Origin of the sequence: Dietzia lutea, from assembly GCF_003096075.1 — a bacterium.
In the GTDB taxonomy this organism is placed as follows: domain Bacteria; phylum Actinomycetota; class Actinomycetes; order Mycobacteriales; family Mycobacteriaceae; genus Dietzia; species Dietzia lutea.
The window spans coordinates 17,133-37,808 of the sequence record NZ_CP015450.1; the positions used below are offsets into that span (position 1 = coordinate 17,133).

Below are 20,676 nucleotides of genomic sequence, written 5' to 3' on the forward strand. Positions count from 1 at the left end.
AAGTGACGCGCAATAGTATTCTCTGTCGCTTCATGCTGGGAGCTGTATCCCGGTTGTGTGCGGTGTGGACAGCAAAGGTCACCCGTAGTGGTAGCGGCAGGTGGCGATACGGACTTCCGTGTCGGTGACTTTGTAGACGAGTCGGTGCTCGTCGGTAATGCGTCTGGACCAGTAGCCGGCGAAGTCGTATTTGAGGGGTTCGGGTTTGCCGATGCCTTCATTGCCGTTGCGGGTGATGTCTTGCAGGAGCAGGTTGATGCGTTTGAGGATCTTGCGGTCCTGTTGTTGCCACCAGAGGTAGTCCTGCCAGGCGTTGTCGTCCCAGACGAGCAGCACGTCAGTCTTCGTCGAGCAGGTCGCGCGCCTGGCCGCGGCCGGACTCGAGACGTTCCATCGCGTCGAGAAGCCTGCGCGCGTTGGCTGGCGAGCGCATGAGGTGGGCGGTCTCGCGCAGCGACTCGTAGTCGTCGAGGGAGACCATCACCACCGGTTCGTGACCGGCGCGGGTGATGATGACTTCCTCGCGGTCGTTGGTGACCCCGTCGAGGACTTCGGCGTAGCGGGCCCGGGACTCGGTGTAGCTCATGGTTTTCATGTCAACCCCTCCTGTACGTAATAGTGTACAGGAGGGATTGTGGGTGGAGCTGGCTGCGCGGTTATGTGGCGAGGTTGGGGTGGCGCAGATGGAACTCGGTGGCCCGTTGGAAGGCGTGGCCGGCTTGGAGGATTACCTGTTCGGCGAATGCGGCTCCGACAAACTGCACTCCCAAGGGGGTGCCGCGGTCAGTGAACCCCGCAGGCATCGTTAGGGCGGGCAGGCCAGCGATGTCGATGGGCGCGGTGGGGGTCAGCAGGGCCCCGAGTAGGGAGGGGTCGCTTTCCAGGTTGCTCATCTGGGTCAGTGTGGGTGACGCGATACCGGTGCCGGGCAGGAGAAGCAGGTCGATCGCGGTGAAGAGTCTGTGCATTCGACCGGTGAACGCTCGACGCTGTTCGAGCAGGTCCTGGTACTCGACCCCGCTGATGCTTTGTCCCAGGGTGATCAGGTTCGCCAGATCGGGGCCGTACTCGCTTTCCCGTCCGGGGAAGGTGTCCTTGTGTTCGTAGGCTGTTTCGACGGAGCACATGCGGACCCACTGCTCGGCGATTGCTGGCAGGTCTGGTGTGTTGATGTCGACGATGGACCATCCTAGGGATCGCACGGTGTCGAGGACGTCTTCGAGCATCGTGCGTGTGGGATCGTCGAAGGTGGACATGAGCTCGCGGTCGACTCCGAGGCGTGGAACTTGCCGAAGCTCAATTTCGCGCACGTAGTGGGGAACCGGGACCACGGAGCTGGTGGGATCGCAGAGGTCTTGGCCAGCGATGACTTCTAGGATTGCTGCGCAGTCGATTGCGCTGCGGGCCATTGGGCCGATGTGGTCCATGCTGGCGGCCAGGGCGGTGATGCCGTGCCGGCTCACCCGTCCCCAGGTTGGTTTCATGCCTGTGACGCCGTTGGCAGCTGAGGGCAGTCGAATGGATCCTCCGGTGTCGGTTCCCAGCGCCCCGAAGCACAGTCCTGCGGCCGGGGCGACGCCCGATCCGCTCGATGAGACACCGGACCATGTGTCCTCGTCCCACGGATTGACGGGTGTGGGGAGGGAAGGGTGGTGGCCGGTGAAGGCTCCTTCTGTCATGGCTAGCTTGCCCATGATGACGGCTCCGGCGTCGCGGAGTCTGGTGACGACAGTCGCGTCGTACGTCGACATGTGGCCCGCGTGGACAGTTCCGCCGGAGGCGGTCGGTGCATCCGTGGTGTAGCACAGGTCTTTCACCGCTACGGGGACACCGTGGAGCGGTCCCCGATAGTGGCCACGCGCCAGCTCGGAATCGGCCGTCGCGGCTGCTTTGAGTGCGTTATCACCGGAGATATGTGCGTAGCTGTGCAGGCGAGTGTCGAGGGAGTAGATGCGGTTGAGGATCGCTTCTGTCACTTGAACGGAAGTGACGTGGCGGCTGCGGATCAGCTCTGCCAGGTCGGTGAGTCCGAGGAACGCGATGTCGTCTGGGTGCGGCATATCTCGTCTCCCTAAGGGGTGCGGGCTTATAGGTAGTGATGGTGATGGTGCCCTGTTCCGTCACATGGGGCGGCGTTTTCCAGGCGTGCTCGCTTTGCGGCCTGCGCAACAGAAGGGCTGATTGGGCAGCGGCGGCCTGGGGTTGTTTCCAGATGCCCGCCTGCGGGTGTCGAGGGACGCGACCGCGGTATCGGGCGCTGCGTGCGCCGCTTTGGAGGCAAAGGCCGCTTTTGGGGGCGCCGTGCGTCTGGACCCGGCGTGGACCCTCGTGGTCGAGTCGCCGAGGGGACGGTGCCTTTAGCGGAGCGAGGAAACACTGCCGACGGGCCGCCGAAGGGTGGGCTTGCTCGCGCCTTCCTCGGGGCGTCGATAACGGTGTGCACGGTGCTGGAGGCGGCGGTGCGGGATGTCGTAGACCTTCCCGCTCGTTGACCGGATAGTGGCGTCGGTTGGGCGAGGCCGCTGACACAACTCGAGCCCGCCACAGAAGGACACCGACCCCGCCAGTGCCGGGGTCGGTGTGTCGTCTTGGAGCGTAGCGGGAGTTCTAGAACAGGGTGGGGTGGTCTGGCGATGGGGTGATGCCTGAAGCGGCGGCGTACGCGTCGGGGTCCCAGCCGTGGCGGAGGGCTTGGCGTACCGCCACCGAGCGCGTCCTGCGGTCGTGTGAGGTGGCGGGCCTGCGGTTGTCGCCGGCGCGTCCGCACGCGACGGCGTAGCGCAGGTTCGCTGACTGGGTGGAGGCGACGACATGTCTCGGGTCGACGCGTACGCACAGGGGTTCATTGCAGCGGTGTTCGGCCACCACGCCCTCGGTGAGTTGGCCGGCGAGTAGGAGCGCGAAGCGGTGCCCGGATTCGGTGCGACTGACCCCACCTGACCTCCACGTCAGGCGGGTGTAGCCGTCGATGCCACTGATCGCTGCGATGTGAAACCAGCACCCGTCGCCGGGTGCTTGGACCACGCGGGACCAGAACGCGTCAATGGCTGCCTGGGTGGGCGGCAGGGTCGCGCTATAGGGACGCGACCGCCGCACCGCGCCAGACGGGACTGGAGCCGGCGCGATCAGGTTTAAGCCCGGCAGGGGGACCTCGACGCCGGCGAGGCTGTCGTGCAGGTCAGTGTGACTGGGCACCGTTGTGGTCCGAGGTCGTGTCCGACGCGTGCTCGTCCTTGTTGTCCGGCGTCTGGTCCCCGGTGGCGGTGCGGTTCTTCGCGGCGCGGATCGCGGCGCCGACATCGCGTGCGGACAGTCCGGTCATCTCGGCCAGATCGGACTGGGCGACACCGAGGTCCTTGAGTTCGATCAGCGCTTCCCCCAGGGCGGCCTCGGCGTCGGCGCGGGCATCGATCGCAGAGAACACCGCCACGAGCTTGGACTCGCGCTTGCGCGCCCGCTCGAGCTCGTCCGCCATCGCCTGGCGGGCGCGGGACCGCGCGGTCTGGGAACGTGAATCAGTCTTCGTAGCCATGGGTCAAACCTTAGAGCGCTCCTACGACACCCGCGTGCACCAACCACTCCCCTCTCCGACCACCGCTTTGGTCAGTCTGGACCGCATCCGTCCCCACTGTCGTGGCGAAAACCCACACTCGCTGCCGCTCGTCAAAGAGGCCTTACACAGTGGGCACTTCTAGTGAACGACGGGAACCCGCTGGTCACAGGGCCGTGCGCTGCGACGCGTAGACGCCCCGATCTGACCCGCATACGCTGGCGTGTGTGATGAGCCTTCGAGCGGTCCACGCCGGTACTGGTTACCAGTACCTGCTGCGCTCTGTCGCAACCCACGACGCCGATCCGCAGGGCATGGCCCTGTCGGACTACTACGCCGCTAAGGGCACCCCTCCGGGACGGTGGATCGGTAGTGGACTTCAGGGACTGAACTCCCAGTCCGTGGCCTCAGGGGCCACGGTCACCGAGGCGCAGATGGCCGCCCTGTACGGCGAGGGTATGCATCCGGACACCGACCAGATGATGGCCGACGGCCACAGCCTGTCGGCCTGCAAACTCGGCCGATCCTTCCCGATCTACACCGGCGGAGTCGACGTCCTGGAGGCCATCGCCGCGGCCGAGAAGTCGTTCCTCCACACCGAGGGCCGGCGCCCCACCACCGACGAGCGAGGACAGATCGCCGAGGGCGTCGCACGCCCGTTCTACACCGAGAAGTTCGGCTACGAACACGCCTCCGGTAAGGACGTCATCGCGTGGGTCAACCGCCAGCGCGACCAGGTGCGCCAGGCGGTCGCAGGGTTCGATTTCACGTTCTCCCCGGTGAAAAGTGTCAGCGTCTTGTGGGCGCTCGCCGATGAGAAGACCGCCTCCCAGGTGGCCGCCCTGCACCACCAAGCCGTGGCCGAAGCACTGGCCTGGGCCGAGGACAACGCCATCTACACGCGCGTAGGGACCGGCGGTATCAAGCAGGTCGCAACCGGCGGGATCATCGCAGCTGAGTTCACGCATTTTGACACCCGGTGCGGGGACCCGGACCTGCACTCCCACGTGCTGCTGGCCAACAAGGTCCAAGGCCCTGACGGGCGCTGGCTGTCTCTGGACTCTCGCGCAATCCATCAGATGCACCAAGCCATCTCGGCCCGGTATGACGCGATCTTGCACGACAAGCTCACGCGCCGAATGGGCGTGGAGTTCCAGGCCCACTACCCCCACCCAGACAAGGCGCCGATCTGGGAGATCTCTGGGATTGACCGTCGCCTGATTGAGGCGTTCTCCTCTCGGCGCACCCTGGCCCGCCCGGTCTATGACCGACTCGTCAGTGAGTACGTGGAGAAGAACAATCGGCAACCTTCGCAGCGGGCGTCCTACGCCCTGTGGCAGAAGGCGATCCTGGATACCCGCGACGCCAAGAAGCCCGCTCAATCTCTGGCCGAGCACCGCGCTACCTGGCGGCAGATGGCCGGACGAGTCGTCGGCAGTCACGCGGTGGACCGCGTGGTTGGCGAGGTCACCGGACAGGGTCCCAGTCAGGTGTCGCGGGAGTTGTTCGACGCCGAGGACCATGCCCGCTTGGTGGCCGAGCAGGCGGTTGAAGCGGTGACAGCGCGGCGAGCGCAGTTTCGCCGCTCTCACGTCGAGACCGCCGTGTCGACCGCGCTCAAGGGCTACCGATTCGAGGGCCCCGAGGCCCTGGACCGGGCGCACGAGCAGGTCATGGCCACCGCCATGGGAGAGCTCGTGGTGCAGCTGGCCCCGCCGGAGACTCTGGACCTTCCGGGTGCGTTGACCGGGCCGGACGGTGCCGGCATTGACCGGCACGCCAACGCCGAGAAGTACACCACTCAGGCAGTTCTCGACGCCGAAACCCTCGCCCTCGAAGCGGCCCACACGCCGGTCGCTGTGATCGCCACCCGCGCCGACCTCGACCGTGCGCTGAAGGCGCACGAGGACGCCGAAGGATGGACCCTCAATGCCGGCCAGACCGCTCTGGCGCAGCACCTCATCGGTGCCGGAACACTGCTTGCCGCAGGCGTCGGTCCGGCCGGAACCGGCAAGACCGCATCCATGAAGGTCGTGGCCCGCACCTGGCAACACACCGGCCGCTCGGTTATCGGCCTTGCTCCTTCCGCGGCAGCGGCCAGCGTCCTGGCCGACGACATCGGCACCGACTGCCACACCATTGACTCGCTGACCTTCACCTGGCTCGGCCGGCACCCGAATCTGCCCGGGAAATCGCTCGACGCACTGCCGGTCACGATCAAACCTGGGGACATGCTTCTGGTCGACGAAGCGGGCATGGCCAGCACCGAGAACCTGGCCGCGCTGACCGAGATCGCAGCCGAATCTGGGGCTATCCTCCGACTGATCGGCGACCCCAAACAGCTCGCGGCAGTCGAGACCGGCGGTCTGTTCGCAGACCTGACCCGCACCCCGGGAACTGTAGAGCTCCGAGAGGTGATGCGCATGGGCGCAGACACCGACCAAGCCGACGCGACCCTCGCCCTTCGCGAAGGCGACGCGGGCGCACTGGCTCTCTACAACGAGCGCGGCTGGATCACCGGCGGGCACCGGGAGCAGATGCTCACCGAAGCCGCTCAGGCGTTCCTGGCCGACACCAAGGCCGGCCGCCAGGCACTGATCATCGCCTCCACCAACGCCGACGTCGACACCCTCAACGAAGTGATCCGGGCCGATCGCATCGTCCACGGACTAGTCGACGACGCACACACCACCAGGGTCGCTCGCGGCGACACCGTCGGTGTCGGGGACACCGTCATCGCCCGCACCAACTCCAAGCTGTACGCAGATGACCGCACCTACCTCGGCAGGGTCATCAACGGACAGTTGTTCACCGTCACCGGCATCACCGACGACGGCTCTTTGGCGGTACGCGATCAGTCCACCGGGCAGGACATGCTCGTCCCCGCCAGCTACGCCGGCAAGCACATCCACCTCGGTTACGCCGCCACCATCCACCGCGCCCAGGGCGCCACCGTCGACACCACCCACGCCGTCATCGACACCTCCGTGGACCGTGCCGGCCTCTACGTCGCCATGACCCGCGGCAAACGAGAAAACCGCGCCTACGCCGTATGCGAACCCACCCTCGACCTCGGCGCCGAAGACGCCCACATGCACTCCGCCGGCGACCACCAAGCCCCAACACCCACGCAGATGCTGGCTGGCGTGCTGGCCCGCGACACCCACCAGGCCTCGGCCACCGAAACCCTCCGCCAGGAATACGCGGCCGCCACCAGCGACGAACGACTCGCCCAGCTCTACCGCCACGGCGTCGACCTCGCCGCCCGCGACTTCACCGCCGCCACCTTCCCGGCCTACATCGACGCACTACCGCGGGCCTACGCCCACCAGCTCGAGGCAGACCCCGACCAGTACCGGACCCTGGCCGACGCGTGGACAGAAGCAGCAACCCGAGGCCTCGACCCCCGCGACCTCTGGCAAGAAACCACCGAGAACCTGGATACGGCCAACCAGCCAGGCACCGTCATCGCCCACCGGATACGTCACGCGACGCGCGAGACCACCGACTCCGCAGCCCTGACCACTCCCCCGCCCGTGGCCCCGGGATGCGATACCGAACTGACCACCTGGCTTGCAGAGACCCATCGCACACTCACCGCCGAGCCTGCCGCCACGGCGGTAGCCCGTGCAGCGTCCTTCACTGCCGAGGACTTTGTCGCCTCCTACCTCGACTCCCGGTCCGCAGAACACGAACCCGGCCCGGACAACCACCCCACGACGAGCTCGCCATGGGGGCCATCACCCGACTCCTCCCCCGACCTGTGGTGACTCGCCCCTGCTCGAGCGGCGCTAGTGATCAGGCTGCGGCGCGGGCCCACTGGTGGGGTGCGAGCAACATGTCGGGGGCGGGTAGTGCCGCGCGGGCTGCGGCGACCAGTTCCCACCAACTGTCGGGATCAGCCTCGCGATGGCGATCTTGGGCAGCCATCGCCGCACCCCAAGTGGTGGCTGATACTGGCGGGCCGGTCGAGGTGGCGCCGTAGGCCAGCGCGATGTCAGTCGGATGGATCTGTTCAGCCTCAGCAGGATCGGGGAACTCGCCCCACTGAGCCAGCGCGTCGGAGCGCTCCGGCTGATGCCGGGTGGTGAACCACCACACAAACACCGCCGAATGCAGCCGGTACAGGCGCACCCGATCAGCGTGCGCACCGTCAACACCAGCAGCAACGGCCGCTCGCGCTAACCGCGACCGACTCCGGTACACGCGGCCGTCAGCGGTGCACAAACCCAGAGAGCGCAGTGCGCGCAGTTTGCTGCGCACCGTCGCCGGACAAACACCCAACCTGGTCGCCAGCTCACGCACCGATAAGCGGCCAGCGGACATGTGGGCCCATACGCGCATGCCCAACACCCCAAGGCGGCGGGCGTGCCAGATATCTTCCCGGGCGCACTCGAGCTCAGCGTCAAGCTGACTCTGCATCTCCGGGGTAAATACTGCGCCACTTCTTTGCTCCCCGCCCCCGGGGTTTACGATCCGCCACACTGCCGCCCAGGGGCCGGCCGCTCGCTGCACGCGGGCGACCCACCCCTGCTGGCCAAGGACTTTCAGTCGATCGGCGACGGCGTCTCTAGTCAGGCCGGCGGCGAGGGCCCAGTCCCGCTCGGACAGGTGCACCTCGGTGGCTGCGGCTGCGAGCGTGCGGGCTGCCAGTGCCAGGAGCACCAGGCGGTCCTGGGCTCCGGTCTTGCCAGCCCACCTGCCGGGCTGGGCGTCCATGCGGGTGAGCAGGTCGGCGACCAAGGCTTCGGCGAGTCGGCGGGCAGGCGAGGGTCCTGCCGTGCTGCGGTGGGTGTAGCTGGCTGCGGTGACGGCTTTGGCCCACTGGCGGGCCAACTCGGCTGCTGCGTCGAATCGAGGGGTGCGCTCGGTGCTACTGGTGCGGCTAGTCCGTACAAACTCCAGGCCGGGCCAACGGTCAGTGAAAGCGGCCTCGTGCACGTCGCGGTACTGCATCCGAGCGTGGGCGCAGGCCAACAGGATTGACCACCCCACCGCGGAGGCATCCGTGTGGGCAGTGATCGGGGCGCGGGCAAGGGCACGGATCTGAGGGTTCAGGGGGCGTCTGGGTCCGGAGAGGTACGGATGGCCTTGTGCGTCGACGTGCACAGGAACCGGGGTGCTCCCAGCACCGGCGGTGGAGGTGCCCTTGGTCTGAGGGGGTTGTGTCAGCTGCGTGAGAACTGCGCGCAGGCTTCGCAGGGACACCGGGCGGATATACGGATCTGTCAGCGGTACTGCTGTGCCGCCGGCGCGGTGGGGCGAGCCCGGGGCGCGGACACAACCGGTGCGCGAGTTGGACAGCGGGCCCCGATCCAGCGAGGGCCACGCGGCAGCGAAAGCGTCGATGATCGGTGCCAGGCGGTGCGCGGAGATGGCGGTGCTCAGCCGGATCCATACGTGGTATCCCCCACCAGGTCCTGACGAGCACACCAGGTGCTCGACGCCCGCGCCAGTCAAGGCAGCCGTGCACGCGGCGAGGTCTGTGTCCGCGGTTGAGCCAGCATGGTGAGCGTCAAAATCCAGGGCGAGGAGCCGAAACTTGCCCGATTCATCGGTCAAGTGCAGCGCGAAAGGCGTCCCCTCCCCCGGCGCGCCGTCGGTGAGACGTCGCGTGGCGGCGAAGGTATGCGCCTTGTGCGAGTCGACACGCACATACGGGCGCGGACTCCACGCGCACACCACAGAGTCCCACCACCAGGTGGAATCGAGGGATATGACGTTGTCACGGTCAGAGCGAGACACGCCGATCGGATCGACTGGACCATCCGATGGGTATGACTTACTCTGAGAGGTGCCTGGAAGCACAGCTCTCCTAATCGGTGAGCAACACCGAGTTCGAGCGGTAACTCGAACTCTTGACTTTCGATCCCGGTCCACCTGCCAGTGGGCCGGGATCAGTCATTTCAGGGTTGCGGGGTGTTCAACTGTTGGCCGGGCGCGGGCCGGCCACCGCTTCACGCTGAAATTGCCTCCTCATCTGCAGGTGGAACTACGGCCTCGGGCAGGCCAAGATTGATGGCGGCGAGGTCAGCCAAGTATTGAGACATCGAGACGCCTCTAGACCTGGCTTCCACCCGAAGTGCCTCGTACACCTCAGGGGCCATACGGACGGGCACGCGCATGCGCTCGCCGAATGACGGTCGCCCGGGGCCCCGCTGCTTCGTCGCCATGGGAGGAAAACTCCCACACTTGGCGCCACAAATCCTATCGACACGCCTAGGTGAGGTGGAGTTTTTGGCGCCGCCTACGGCTCTGTCGGCGGTCAGCGGCTGCGGCACACCCGCAGCGGTATATCCCGCAAAACCGTCACCGGTGTATACCGCAACACCAGTATCGGTCTAACGGTTGTTACGGATGTACCGCTACCGGTCCAAAGGTATTTCGGGATGTTCGGCGTGGCTGGCGCGCTCCTGTGCTGCAGTTTTGGTATCAAGGTGATGACCACAATAGGTACAGCGGTATCGCGGTATAAGAGGATTGAGGTGTAGCGGGTTTTGAAGATTGCGGTAGTTAACACCAAGGGTGGCGTCGGTAAGACGACCACCGCCATTTACCTAGCGACGGTCGCGAGTGCGCAGGGCAAGTCGACTGAGTTGCTAGACGCGGACCCTCAGGGGTCGGCCACTAGCTGGGCTGAGATTGCGACGGAGGGGAGTGCGCCTTTGCCGTTTCAAGTCTCGCCCGCGAACAAGATCACGCTTTCGCGCGCATCTAGTAGCGACATCACAGTGATCGACACGCCTCCGGGTGCTGCTGACATCATTCAGGCCGCGATCGATGCGGCTGATGTTGTCGTGGTCCCCACTGCGCCGTCTGGGTTGGACCTCCAGCGCGTCTGGCCGACGTTGGAGGCTGCTGCACATAAGCCAGCTGGCGTCCTTCTCACGAGCGTTGAGCTCGGCACTAAGCTGCTCGAGCTCACAAAGGAGGCCCTTGAATCGGAAGGGGTGTTCGTATTCGAGAATGTGATTGGGAAGCGACAGGCGATACGCCAGTCATTCGGCACATGTCCAACAAGCTTCTTCGGCTATCGAGATTTGATGGACGAGATCGTTGAGGTGACTAAATGAGTGGCAAATCGGAACCGGTGAGCCGTAGTTTGCGCCCACGGGCCGCTGCTCCCATCCGGCCGGTCTCGGAAACGTTCTCTGCTTCTGAAGCCGCACGTCCGGCCGGTCCTCGGCGTACGAAGACATCTCTAGCGCTTGATGTTGAGGTGTACCGGAGAGCGAAGATCGCGGCTATCCAACAAGGGGAGACCGTGTCTGAGTTTATCGAGGCAGCTATTCGAAACGCACTTCCTGAGTAGTCTCGCCAGAGGTAAAAACCGTCGTCGGTAAAAACGGATCGAGGTATATACCGCTGACGGTGTCGGCCACCGAAGAGATCGTGATTCTCAGGCTGGCAGGCAAGTCCGGTGCGAGCATCGAGCACGGGCGTCTAGCCGCGTGACGAGCCCGCCCTGTGATGAGGGGGAGTTGGCAACCAGCGTCTGAACTGCGAACTTTCCATGTTCGCGTTCGCCGGCAATTGTGGGTTGAGCCCGATTGGTAGTTGGCCGTGCTGCCGGTCGTGCCGGCCGGAGCTGCTCCTGTTGTTTCTGGGTCGCCTTCCCGCTGGCAGAACTCTTGGTGGCCGGGCCGCGTTGCCCCACGGGTGTTCCCGCATATCGGTGCAGTCGGTGACTGGATAATTTTCATGCCGTTAGTGGGCCGCCCTTGGTGGCGTCGAGACCCTGGGTAACGAGCAGTTCTAGCAGCTTCGGCTTGTCTGCTTAGGCGTTGGATCCTGCCATCGCGAGCCGTGCCGGCTGCGGATTGTCGAAACGCGTCCTATCTGCGTCGGCGAGTGGTGCCTCCTCGAACGCCCGGTGGCGACTTGGCGTGGGACGGAGTCACTTGTAGACGTCGCCGCGGTGACCGATGCGCAGCACAAGTACGACGAGGGCGTCGTCTTCGATGTCGTAGATGATGCGGTAGTCGCCCACGCGGATTCGGAGTTCGCCGTCGCCTCCGGCGAGCTGAATCGCGCCAGGCGGTCGCCGGTGTCACCGCGAGGGCTTCGATGGCGCGGACGATTCGCTTCTGCTCGGTGGGATGAATTTTGCGCAGGGCTTTGGCGGCCGAGGGCTTATAGGAGATCGAATAGGGCATCAGGCAAGCGGGTGCGCAGGTCTACAGGCCCAGTTCCGCCATGAGGTCCTCGTGGGAGATGCTGTCGTCCTCGCGGCGAGCGGCAGCCGCGGCTTCCACGTCGGCCTGATCCTCCAGGGCCTGTAGGGCGCGGTCGAAGAACTCCGGCGAGACGACAACGGCGCGACGACGGCTGCCCCGGCTAAGGATCTCCACCGGCGCCCGCTGCGCGGCATCGAGTAGCTCGCTCTGATGAGCGCGGAAGTTGCTAAGCGTCGTGGTGACCATGCCACCAATAGTACATCTTGTACAACCAGTGGTCCAGTGGCCTGCACGCGACATGGGCGCCGAGTCTGCTTCGAGGCTTCTACCCTGTGGGTTTGACGTAATCCAACATTATCGGCGCATTCTTGGGGCGGCCCGTACGTAGTCACGCTTATCGGGAGATTCGTAGATAAGTGCGATGACGAACTGGACCTGACGTCGTTTATGTGAGGACGGCTGCGGGGAGCGTGGCGATGGCTGGCGACCGTGGAGTGATCACCGAGCCTGGTTAGTCGGGTTGATTACTCGGCATTCCGAGGATGATTGAGTGCATGGCGAATTTCGCCTTCGCCTGTCGTGCATCAATCGAATAGTCCTCCCGTTCCGGGAGATCTTCGACCGACGGTGGATCCTGGAACTGCGTGGGGTCCCAGTGCTCGCGCGGGTAGATCTCCTCGAACGGTTTGTAATAGAAGCCCTGCAGGTCTTCTCGCATATCGCTGTCCTTGGCCACCATGCGAGCTGCCACGTCGAGCTGGGTCAGCCCCTCGCTGTCGATGCGGCGTCGCAGCTCTGTGTACATGTCGGTGGTCAGGAAATGGATGAAAGTTAGTACTTGCCCCTCCTGATGCGGTTGCGGGGAAGTCATATCATCCATGCACATTCTCAGTACTTCGTCACGAACATCGGTGATGGCGGAGGCGATCGGGGCAGGGTAGTTGTCGCTGCCACGGCGGAACATAACGAGTACCTGTGTGATGGCGCGCAGACTGAAACGCTGCCGTATCTGGTTCACTACCGCGCGAGCGACGTCGGTGTCCGAGCTGGCCTCTATAGCCCGCTCAAAGAGTATCGCAGCGATTTCTTGATTGGCACTGAGCCAGGACAAATCGCCGTGCTCGTTAAGCAACGATGGCCATAGATGCTCGAAGGCGGCCAAGGCGCTCTCCGGTGAGGCATTGGTGACGACGCGTCCGAGTTCGCGGCGCAGCTTTCGTAGGGCGAGTTGCCGATTGTCACCGCCAGCATCGATGAACGTGCGCAGTACGCAGCCTTGACGGAGGCTTCCTTCGCTGAGCAGCGAAGATACTTCTTCTGATGCTGTGACATCGCTGATGTCACCGACAGGCAGGGTGAACATGAAGTAGCGGTCGAAGAACTCGTCGTGGTGCACCTGCAGGGTTGTGGTGAGTGGGCGCGTGCGGGAGGGCCTCTGGTGTGGCAGCTTTGGAAATAGGTAGACCAGGATCTGGTAGACGTCAGCGAGCTCGGGTTCGCTCATTCCGGGGGCTTCTTTGCGAAGGCGGGTCAGCCAGTCCTCGGCGGTGTCGCGCCCGTTATTTGAGGACACCAGATACTGGGGGGGTTCCCCGACGAGCTTGGAACGCCACGCTGGCAGGCGATCGTAGATCCGCTCGTGGTGCAGTCGCAGATAGGTGACCAGCGCCGCGTCGAGAAGATCGAGGTGCCCTCGTCCGAGTAGAGCCATCAGAACGTCTACTTGAGCGCACCAGCGGTAGATCGCCCGCAGTGTGGTGTTGTCGATGGACGGGAGCAGGTCCAGTAGCTCGTCGATGAGATCCCACTCTCGTCCATTGCTGGGATCGGTGCCGGTGAGGTCACATCCGTATCGGTGGGCGATGGCGGTGAGTTGCTCGGTGACTTCACGGCGACTGTGGGCAGACTGCAGTGGCGGGAGCTCGAACGGGTACTGCACGATCTTCTCAAGGTAGGCACGAGCTCGGTCGGGGTCCTTGCCTGCGAGATCGGACGCTCCTATCAGGTCCAGCACGGTGCGCTTGTCATAGGAGAGCAGGTAGTGGACACCGGGAAATCTGCCGAGTAGCCGGACCGCTTTCATCACCGCGAGTAGTTCGTCGGTGTGCAGTCGGTCGAGGTCGTCGACGATCACCAAGACCTTCGCGCCGGTGCGTCCAATGGCCTTCGACATCGCCGCGAACTGCTGGCGGAACGGATTGGGAGCGGGAGTGTAGTTTTTAAGCTCGTCCAGGGTGGATGAGGTAGCGGTATCAGCGATCTTCTGCCAGGTCCCGGAACCAAGCTTCTGGTCTAAGTATCCCTCGGCTGCTGTCCTGATCACCGAGGTCGCCACCGGCGTCGCGGACATCAGCATTGCGCGAGCTGTCTTTCCGCGCTTGCTCTTTTTGGGCATAGCAGATGCGATGACTTCGTAAAACTCGCCGGTCAGTGAGTCGAGGTCGGTTGTTGCCCAGGGGGTGAACTCGACAGCCACCCACTGCTTGTCGTCTTCTAGCTCAAGCCGAATCATGTTCAATACCGACGTCTTTCCAGCGCCCCAGGCGCCGGAGAGCCCGAAGGTGACGCTCTGTCCGGTTCCGGCCAGGCGGATACGATCTGCGATCCGGCGGGAGAACTCACTGCGTTGGAGCTTGTCCTGCTCGAACGAAGTGATGTGATTGTCGGTGTTGACGGGGTCAGCGGTCATGTCGCGAATGGAATCACACCGCTTCGATCGGCTGGCCAAGTGGCGCGATTCGGGACGGTTCCCGAGATCCGTTTGAGTGGCTTCCTGCGGGAACGGGTGGGCATCTTGACCATCGATGTTCAGGACACCTCACGGGAGCGGAGCCCACGTGGCCCACCAGACACGCCCTTCTTCGGTCTCGCTGGCGGAATTGGGGGACAATCTCCGAATGACACAGCCTGATTTTCGCTGGTCGCCGCGGACTGAAGCCGAGCTCCAGATGGCGCTGACCAGTGGACTCCTCGAAGAGACTCACTATCTGGACCTGAAGCGTGAACTCGCTCCTGGGCGGAGTGGGAGCAAAGGCATAGCTAAGGACCTTGCGGCGTTTGCAATCGACGGCGGAATGATCCTGGTCGGCGTGGATGAGGGCGAGGACCCGACTCAGCCACCCTCACTCACTCCGCAACCCCTCGACGGCATGGCCGAGCGAGTAGAACAGATCGCCCAAGCGGCGATCTCGGACCCTGTCCGGGTGCAGACCACCGCAATCCCATCGACCGATGAGCCGTCGAAGGGGTATCTCGCTATACGGGTCAATCCGTCACCGCGGGCACCACACATGGTCGACGGCCGGTACTACGGGCGAGGAGACAAGACCAATGTAATTCTGTCTCACGACGACGTGATGCGACACCACAGACGCCTGCTAAGCGACCGGTCGGATCTCCAACTGGAGGCGAAGGAGCTCCTGGATGAGATCGACCCGACGGCCTCACTGATTGCCTTGATCGCCGACCCCATCGGATTAAGGGACGACCTCCTTGTCGAGCTCACTGGCGATCCCAACTGGGAAAACCAGGTGGCAGCGATTCTCCAGCAAGCTGATCAGACAGCGAAGGGTGCCGACTACCCTCCGTACATTCGTGCGACCGGGTTTCAACGGCGGGCCGAGGGGGTCGCTGTTACCGATGGGATGCACAACGCCACCAGGGAGTTCAAAGGAGACGGCCGCGCTGCCGAGCTCGTATTCCACGAGACGGGCCGGCTGACACTGATAAGTGAACGAGCAACGTTCATGCACACACGGCCCGTTCAACCGGAACCGCCGGCGGCGAAGCTGATCTTCGAAGAGTTGATCGTAGCCAAGACGGCAATTTTAGTGGCGGTGACTGCTGAGACAGCGAAATTGACGCAGTACCGTGGGTCCTGGCGGTTTGCGTTGTTGGTCCGCGGGTTGAAGGGGGGGTCGGCATGGATTCTCGCGGATAGCTTCGGATTCTCCAACGGCTCCGGATACACCGCTGACACCTACGCGAGAGAGACCGAAGCGGCGTTCGCGGACATCGCTACCGATCCGAATGCCGTCGCGAGGGACCTCACTATGCCGCTTCTGCGGAGCCTGGGTGTGCACACCCATAGCAAATTTCAGTGGATGCGGAACGAGCAGGCACAGGAGAAGCACTGAAGCACCAGTTCGCCAGTGCACCAGTGTCCTCGGTCCTCATCGACCACGGAGCCAGCGGCCGTAGCTTCGGTGTGTCATCGGGTACGCCCGTGCGGGACGGATGAGGGCTCGCCGTTCCGGCTGTGTCACAGGGCGGGTGTCGAGATTAAAGACACGCATTTCCGTCGGGTCTCGAGTGCATTGATACACATTCTCGGCATCGGGACGGTGCGCGGCCGTTCGGGTGCCGGGGGTAAGACAAGCGGCCCAGTCGGCTCGGCACCTCGTCGGCCTTCTGCCAGCTCTAGTCGGTGATGTTCCAGTTCCAGCCGCCGCCGTCGAGGGCGGCGGGTTGGAGCTGCAGTTTGGCGACGTTGGTGGGGACTACGAAGTCGATGGTGTTGCGCACCTTCTCCCCAGCGTTGATGCCGTACATGAGCAGTGAATAGTCCGATCCTGGGCAGTTCGCGGTGACGTCGAGTGAGCGCAGCGTGTAGCCGTCGTCAGTCAGTGCCGACCAGGAGCCGAGATTGAACACGTCCAGTGCATCCGGGTAGGCGATCTCCTGGCGGGCCCTAGCCTCGATCTCCACGCGTACCAGCTCGTAGTCGCCCTCCGGGGAGTGAGAGTCGCAGGAGTGGCGGGACACGGAGTTGACGTCGAACTCCAGGTCGCAGTCATCGCGGCCCGTGCAGCCAATCAGTCCGCCTTTCCCTGCCGGCTGCTCGATCATCTCGCCGGCGCTCATGTACTCGTCGCTGTCCGACGTCGTCGGCGAAGGCGACGACTCGGTGGGGCTCGACGCCGTACTTGTCGACGAAGTCGATTCTGACGCTTCCTGTTCGGGGCTCGACGAGCACCCGGATACCAGCATCACTGCGGCAACGACCGCGACTACAGAACGCACACTGACCTCCCAGGTAGATGCCCATGTTGTAGCAGGCCGGACCGACAGGGCGGGGCCGGATAGTGACGTTCGCACCCGTCGACGACGACTGCTGCGCCTGGAACGCGGGGCAGAGGGCGGAGTCAGCAACCCACCCCACTCCGCTGGCCCCGGGTCTCATCGGAGGGGGGTTCCAGCTGGCGCTGGGGCCCGCCGACGCCATCGGCAGGTGCTTCCGCAGTCGCGATGTATCGCTGGGTGCCGCATGTGGTTTTGAGATCAGACCTGCCCGCTCAGTGTCTCGCGGGTGCGTGCGGCGTGTTGGTGTCGGTAGAGCGTGGCGCGGGACCACCCGACCAAGCTGGCGGCTTCCTCGGCGGTGCGTCCCTTCTTTCGGGCGTCCTGGGCGATCTCGAGCTTTTCCGCGATCACCGCCGGGTCAACAGGCGGCCGACCGAACCGAGTGCCGTTCTGTCTCGCTGCGGCGATGCCGGCGTTGACTCGCTCGGTGATCAGTTCGCGTTCGTACTCTGCCAGCGTGGCGAGCATGCCCAGCATCAACCGGCCTGTGGTGGTCTCTGGGTCGATGCCGTCCGAGAGGGATCGGATCTTCACGCCCTTGTCGCGAAGGAGGTTCACGGTGTTGAGGACATCGATCAGGGAGCGGCCGAGGCGATCGATGCGCCACACCACGACGGTGTCGCCGGACTCGACGTAGTCGAGCAGTCGCTTCATGCCCGGGCGTTCGATCGCGGTCCGGCTTCCCGAAGTGACATCGGAGAACACATCCCGCTTCTGCACCCCGGCCACAACTAAAGCATCCAGTTGCAGCTGCGCATCCTGACTGGCGGTACTGACGCGGGTGTACCCCAAGTGCCTCATGGCTCGATTGTGCCCCACAAACCCCTGCCGAGGCGCCGCGTGCGACAGTTCTCGTCAAGACGACTTGGCGAGACATTCTGAAGAGTCCGTTCGCCCAGGAAAGGGGCGCAGCGCCAGCCAGGGCGGGGGAGCGGGGCGAGTGTCTCGTAAAACTATAGGTTTTTGACGCGGCGAGATTGCCGTGCCGCTGACCCGTCCCCGGGCAGGGGAGTATGAGGATTCCCGAACGGGCAGGTCTGTACAGCCGACCAAGGTTGCCGCCCTGGACACTACGAGCGATCGGGACTACTTGATGCTCGGATGGCGCTCGAGTGCAAGGATGTGGCCGTGAAAGAAGAAGCTCGCAAATGCGAACGGTGCAATCAGAAGTGGTTTGCTGAGAGGCCAGTCAAGGCGCCCAAGCCGCGTTGGTACGACGAGGGTGGAACTCCGTGGGGGAGTGGAGCCGCGCGAGTCGCTCGTCTTCAGGGGAACTACGAGCGATCGCTGGCAAGTCAGGAGCGTTGGGCACGTTGTCCGAACTGTGGCTCAGTGAAGGTCGCCACGGTCAGCCAGCAGGGTTTTGTTCCCACAGGAGCTGAGTCGGCTGGCATTGCTTCAGGTCCGATCTCGACAACCGAGTCTTCGCCAGCCACGGTTACGCAGAGCGATCGAAAGCAGTCGAACCCTTTCTGGACTTGGCTGAAGGCGTTCATGAGTGTTCATTGGCGCATAGTGCTGGCGATCTTCTGCACCATTGGCGTTGTCGTTTTTCCTTTCGCTGGTGAAGGTACTGGTGAAAAGATCGGAGGCACGCTCATGTACCTTATCGGGGCGGTGGTCTTCTGGACCTTGCACCGGCGGCATGCCGCGACCAAATTGGTCCCCAAGTCGGAGACTGCGCCTGAGCTGCGCGATCGGCTAGATATTTCGATCGATGATGGGTGGTCGAGGAGGCTATCCAGCTGCCGTGAAAAAGCAAGCGTCTTCAACGAGGTCGGTTCCGCCACTAAATCTGAGACCGTGAAATCCTGGCTGTCCTCAATGTCGGACGAAATTGATGCGCAATTGGTCTTGGCGGACGATCTGGCGGCTCTCGGTAGATCGCTTGAGCCTCAGTTTGATGGCAGTGACGAGCCGACAAACCCGGCAGCAGCCGAAGCATGGTCCCGGCTTGAAGAATTTGAGGTGGGTCTCAACGAGGCGATTACTGGAGCGGCGCAAGTGCGCCTCAACTCGTTATCGCCGGCCAACAACCTTGAGTCAATTCGAGGACAGCTCGACATGCTCAAGAGCCAACTTCCCACGCTGGATCCAAGGTGAGCTCTGCCCTAACGGTCGCGGCGAATGTGTCTCTCGGTCGGGGCTCCGTAGAGCCTGTCGTAGGGAGTTCACGGACGATCAGGTCGGTGAGCGCGCCTGCGTGAGCCCTGAGCTGTGGCTGACCGATATCACGAAGCGCTGTACAGCTGAGGGCAAGCTCTACCTGTGGACGGTGGTGTCTGGATCGGGTGAGTGTCAGCGTCAGCTGCACTGTCCGCCGGGAGTGTTTTGCAGCTCCGGTGAGATGGCTGCAACCCATTGGTCGAGGCGAGTAGTCGCTTCCTCGAAGGTCAGCCCTTCTAGTGCGAGGGCAACGACGATTGTGCCGGTGGTGGTGGGAACGTATCCGACCTGTCGGACGAGGTATCCGGCACCCGTCGCAGATGGTCCCCAGCCACTTTTAAAGGAGGCGCCTTCGATTTGGCCAAGCCCCCATCGTTGATCGGTGTGAATGCGGCCCATGAGGTCCCGCACAGGGCTGATCGCTGGGTCACAGGCCATCGCGGCGAGGGTGTGTGCCTGGTCGGTCAAACTCCACTGGGTTTGTCCGAAGACTGAGAAACCGGGCCGCAGCGGTGTGGTGGGCACGACCGAGGGATCACCGTATCGGTCGAGCACCGCCGTCACGCTCGGTCCAGCTTGGTCAGGAGGGCCAAGTGATTGCCACAGAGCGTCGGCGGCTTGATTGTCGGAAGCGGTGATTGCCCGGGCAACGTTGTCTGACTGCTCTGGATGGACGGCCAGAGCCGCGATCGCGAGGGGAATTTTCGACGTGGACCATGCCGGTCCTGCGGTCCATGACCCGGCAGTCCTCGCGGGGCCACCGCGGCCAACCGGGGTGATGGCGATGCCGCCGCCAGTGGGGACCTGCAGACTGCCCCCACCTGTCGAGATGGTGGGCGAGGTGGGAGGGCCCTCCTCAGTCGGAGGAGGCGACGTACCGGAGGGTGGGACGGTGGTGGTGGTAGTTACCCATTGCACCGACGGGCTCTGCTCAGCGGTGTCACCAGGTTGTAGCCCGCATCCCGTCAATGCGACCGCCGCCACCGTGGCGACGACGCTCAGCGCGCGGCCGGGGGTGCGGGTCAATAGATGTAGACCAACGCATTGTTGCCGCCCGAGCAGGTGACCACACTGCTGCCGGTGCAGTACATGGAATAGCTTGACCCAGTGGCGGGACTGTAGGCGGTCACGGAGGTTGGGGAACCGAAGTTCCCGGCGGCGATGTATGCCGATCGGACCGAGGCTGCGAACGAGCAGGAGGTGTTGCCCGTCCCGGCCGCTGAGCGTGAGTAGCGACCGCCGCCGGCGTCCGAGCACAGGGCTGAACCAGCTGGCGCCTCGACTTGTGGAGCTTCCGCAGCCGGTTGCACTTGCGATGCCGGCGCCTGAGCAGGTGCCGCCTGCGCTGCCGTCGCAGTTGCGGTCGCGGTCGACGTCACCACAGGGGCGGACGTCAGCTGGCTTGTGTCGCGTCCGAGCAGAAGGTAGGCCACCAGTCCCGCTAGCCCCAGAACTCCAATGGTCAGAACGGTCAGTAGCACCACAGCGCCAGTGGGGAGGCTCCGCCGATTGCCGGGATTGGCGTACAAACCTGGATTCGGCTCTGTTTGCCAAGACGCCGGAGGAAACGAATCCGTCCTCGGATTCGGACCATGCGAGTCGGGATAAGACATATCGACGCCCTTCATGGCTGACAGCAGCACTCTTCTTGACCGAAAGTGAGCTTACGTCACTAAATGCTAACTAACGGCGTCCGTGTTC

The 20,676-nt window shown here is 64.0% G+C and carries 16 protein-coding genes; 4 read left to right on the forward strand and 12 right to left on the reverse strand.

Going from position 1 to position 20,676, the window contains the following annotated elements; translation table 11 throughout:
• Window positions 1–78: 78 nt before the first annotated feature.
• The 5 genes from A6035_RS17490 to A6035_RS17510 form a co-directional block, all read right to left on the reverse strand.
• Window positions 79–336, reverse strand: a complete 258-nt coding sequence (locus A6035_RS17490) for a Txe/YoeB family addiction module toxin (RefSeq protein ID WP_061228632.1) — start codon at window positions 334–336, stop codon at window positions 79–81.
• 1 nt (window position 337) lies between these two features.
• Complete coding sequence (locus A6035_RS17495; protein ID WP_108849392.1) at window positions 338–595, reverse strand: type II toxin-antitoxin system Phd/YefM family antitoxin; 258 nt, start codon at window positions 593–595, stop codon at window positions 338–340.
• A 61-nt stretch (window positions 596–656) separates the two neighbouring features.
• Window positions 657–2,060, reverse strand: a complete 1,404-nt coding sequence (locus tag A6035_RS17500) for an amidase (RefSeq protein WP_108849393.1) — start codon at window positions 2,058–2,060, stop codon at window positions 657–659.
• A gap of 547 nt (window positions 2,061–2,607) precedes the next feature.
• Complete coding sequence (locus A6035_RS17505) at window positions 2,608–3,195, reverse strand: hypothetical protein (RefSeq protein WP_244192615.1); 588 nt, start codon at window positions 3,193–3,195, stop codon at window positions 2,608–2,610.
• Window positions 3,179–3,532: a hypothetical protein gene (locus A6035_RS17510; protein ID WP_235026538.1), complete on the reverse strand. Its 354-nt coding sequence runs from the start codon at window positions 3,530–3,532 to the stop codon at window positions 3,179–3,181. The genes A6035_RS17505 and A6035_RS17510 overlap by 17 nt, the downstream gene beginning before the upstream one ends.
• Window positions 3,533–3,780: 248 nt before the next feature.
• On the opposite strand from A6035_RS17510, the gene mobF reads away from it, so the two are divergent.
• Window positions 3,781–7,320 (forward strand): MobF family relaxase, encoded by a 3,540-nt coding sequence (mobF, locus tag A6035_RS17515; protein ID WP_108849395.1) that lies wholly within the window; start codon window positions 3,781–3,783, stop codon window positions 7,318–7,320.
• A gap of 28 nt (window positions 7,321–7,348) precedes the next feature.
• On the opposite strand, the gene A6035_RS17520 is transcribed toward mobF, so the two are convergent.
• Complete coding sequence (locus A6035_RS17520; protein ID WP_159149250.1) at window positions 7,349–8,506, reverse strand: hypothetical protein; 1,158 nt, start codon at window positions 8,504–8,506, stop codon at window positions 7,349–7,351.
• Between the two features lie 1,541 nt (window positions 8,507–10,047).
• On the opposite strand from A6035_RS17520, the gene A6035_RS17525 reads away from it, so the two are divergent.
• A complete protein-coding gene (locus A6035_RS17525; RefSeq protein WP_007633959.1) occupies window positions 10,048–10,623 on the forward strand; it encodes a ParA family protein in 576 nt (191 codons plus the stop codon).
• 824 nt (window positions 10,624–11,447) lie between these two features.
• Here the strand turns inward: A6035_RS17525 and A6035_RS19365 are convergent.
• The 3 genes from A6035_RS19365 to A6035_RS17540 form a co-directional block, all read right to left on the reverse strand.
• Window positions 11,448–11,540 carry a type II toxin-antitoxin system RelE family toxin gene (locus A6035_RS19365; protein WP_341867183.1) on the reverse strand — a complete coding sequence of 31 codons (93 nt, stop codon included), beginning with the start codon at window positions 11,538–11,540 and terminating at the stop codon, window positions 11,448–11,450.
• A 187-nt stretch (window positions 11,541–11,727) separates the two neighbouring features.
• On the reverse strand, window positions 11,728–11,973 hold the full coding sequence (locus A6035_RS17535; RefSeq protein ID WP_069389218.1) for a type II toxin-antitoxin system prevent-host-death family antitoxin: 246 nt from the start codon (window positions 11,971–11,973) through the stop codon (window positions 11,728–11,730).
• 265 nt (window positions 11,974–12,238) lie between these two features.
• Complete coding sequence (locus tag A6035_RS17540; RefSeq protein WP_108849397.1) at window positions 12,239–14,416, reverse strand: KAP family P-loop NTPase fold protein; 2,178 nt, start codon at window positions 14,414–14,416, stop codon at window positions 12,239–12,241.
• A gap of 208 nt (window positions 14,417–14,624) precedes the next feature.
• Here A6035_RS17540 and A6035_RS17545 point away from each other — a divergent pair, with 208 nt between their 5' ends.
• Window positions 14,625–15,863 carry an AlbA family DNA-binding domain-containing protein gene (locus tag A6035_RS17545; RefSeq protein ID WP_235026537.1) on the forward strand — a complete coding sequence of 413 codons (1,239 nt, stop codon included), beginning with the start codon at window positions 14,625–14,627 and terminating at the stop codon, window positions 15,861–15,863.
• 283 nt (window positions 15,864–16,146) lie between these two features.
• Here A6035_RS17545 and A6035_RS17550 read toward each other — a convergent pair whose 3' ends face one another.
• Both A6035_RS17550 and A6035_RS17555 read right to left on the reverse strand, forming a co-directional pair.
• Window positions 16,147–16,590 (reverse strand): hypothetical protein, encoded by a 444-nt coding sequence (locus A6035_RS17550; RefSeq protein ID WP_108849398.1) that lies wholly within the window; start codon window positions 16,588–16,590, stop codon window positions 16,147–16,149.
• Window positions 16,591–17,007: 417 nt separating this feature from the next.
• On the reverse strand, window positions 17,008–17,610 hold the full coding sequence (locus tag A6035_RS17555; protein ID WP_108849399.1) for a recombinase family protein: 603 nt from the start codon (window positions 17,608–17,610) through the stop codon (window positions 17,008–17,010).
• Between the two features lie 531 nt (window positions 17,611–18,141).
• Here A6035_RS17555 and A6035_RS18360 point away from each other — a divergent pair.
• A complete protein-coding gene (locus A6035_RS18360; protein WP_159149248.1) occupies window positions 18,142–18,912 on the forward strand; it encodes a hypothetical protein in 771 nt (256 codons plus the stop codon).
• A gap of 201 nt (window positions 18,913–19,113) precedes the next feature.
• Here A6035_RS18360 and A6035_RS18365 read toward each other — a convergent pair whose 3' ends face one another.
• Complete coding sequence (locus A6035_RS18365) at window positions 19,114–19,539, reverse strand: hypothetical protein (RefSeq protein ID WP_159149247.1); 426 nt, start codon at window positions 19,537–19,539, stop codon at window positions 19,114–19,116.
• Between the last annotated feature and the right edge of the window lie 1,137 nt (window positions 19,540–20,676).

What these genes read in the sequence shown, in the direction of transcription:
- mobF (WP_108849395.1), top strand. Translation starts at nt 3,781, where the DNA reads ATGAGCCTTCGAGCGGTCCACGCCGGTACTGGTTACCAGTACCTGCTG.
- A6035_RS17500 (WP_108849393.1), bottom strand. Translation starts at nt 2,060, where the DNA reads ATGCCGCACCCAGACGACATCGCGTTCCTCGGACTCACCGACCTGGCA.
- A6035_RS17550 (WP_108849398.1), bottom strand. Translation starts at nt 16,590, where the DNA reads ATGAGCGCCGGCGAGATGATCGAGCAGCCGGCAGGGAAAGGCGGACTG.
- A6035_RS17510 (WP_235026538.1), bottom strand. Translation starts at nt 3,532, where the DNA reads ATGGCTACGAAGACTGATTCACGTTCCCAGACCGCGCGGTCCCGCGCC.
- A6035_RS17540 (WP_108849397.1), bottom strand. Translation starts at nt 14,416, where the DNA reads ATGACCGCTGACCCCGTCAACACCGACAATCACATCACTTCGTTCGAG.
- A6035_RS17555 (WP_108849399.1), bottom strand. Translation starts at nt 17,610, where the DNA reads ATGAGGCACTTGGGGTACACCCGCGTCAGTACCGCCAGTCAGGATGCG.
- A6035_RS17520 (WP_159149250.1), bottom strand. Translation starts at nt 8,506, where the DNA reads ATGCAGTACCGCGACGTGCACGAGGCCGCTTTCACTGACCGTTGGCCC.
- A6035_RS17545 (WP_235026537.1), top strand. Translation starts at nt 14,625, where the DNA reads ATGACACAGCCTGATTTTCGCTGGTCGCCGCGGACTGAAGCCGAGCTC.
- A6035_RS17535 (WP_069389218.1), bottom strand. Translation starts at nt 11,973, where the DNA reads ATGGTCACCACGACGCTTAGCAACTTCCGCGCTCATCAGAGCGAGCTA.
- A6035_RS17495 (WP_108849392.1), bottom strand. Translation starts at nt 595, where the DNA reads ATGAAAACCATGAGCTACACCGAGTCCCGGGCCCGCTACGCCGAAGTC.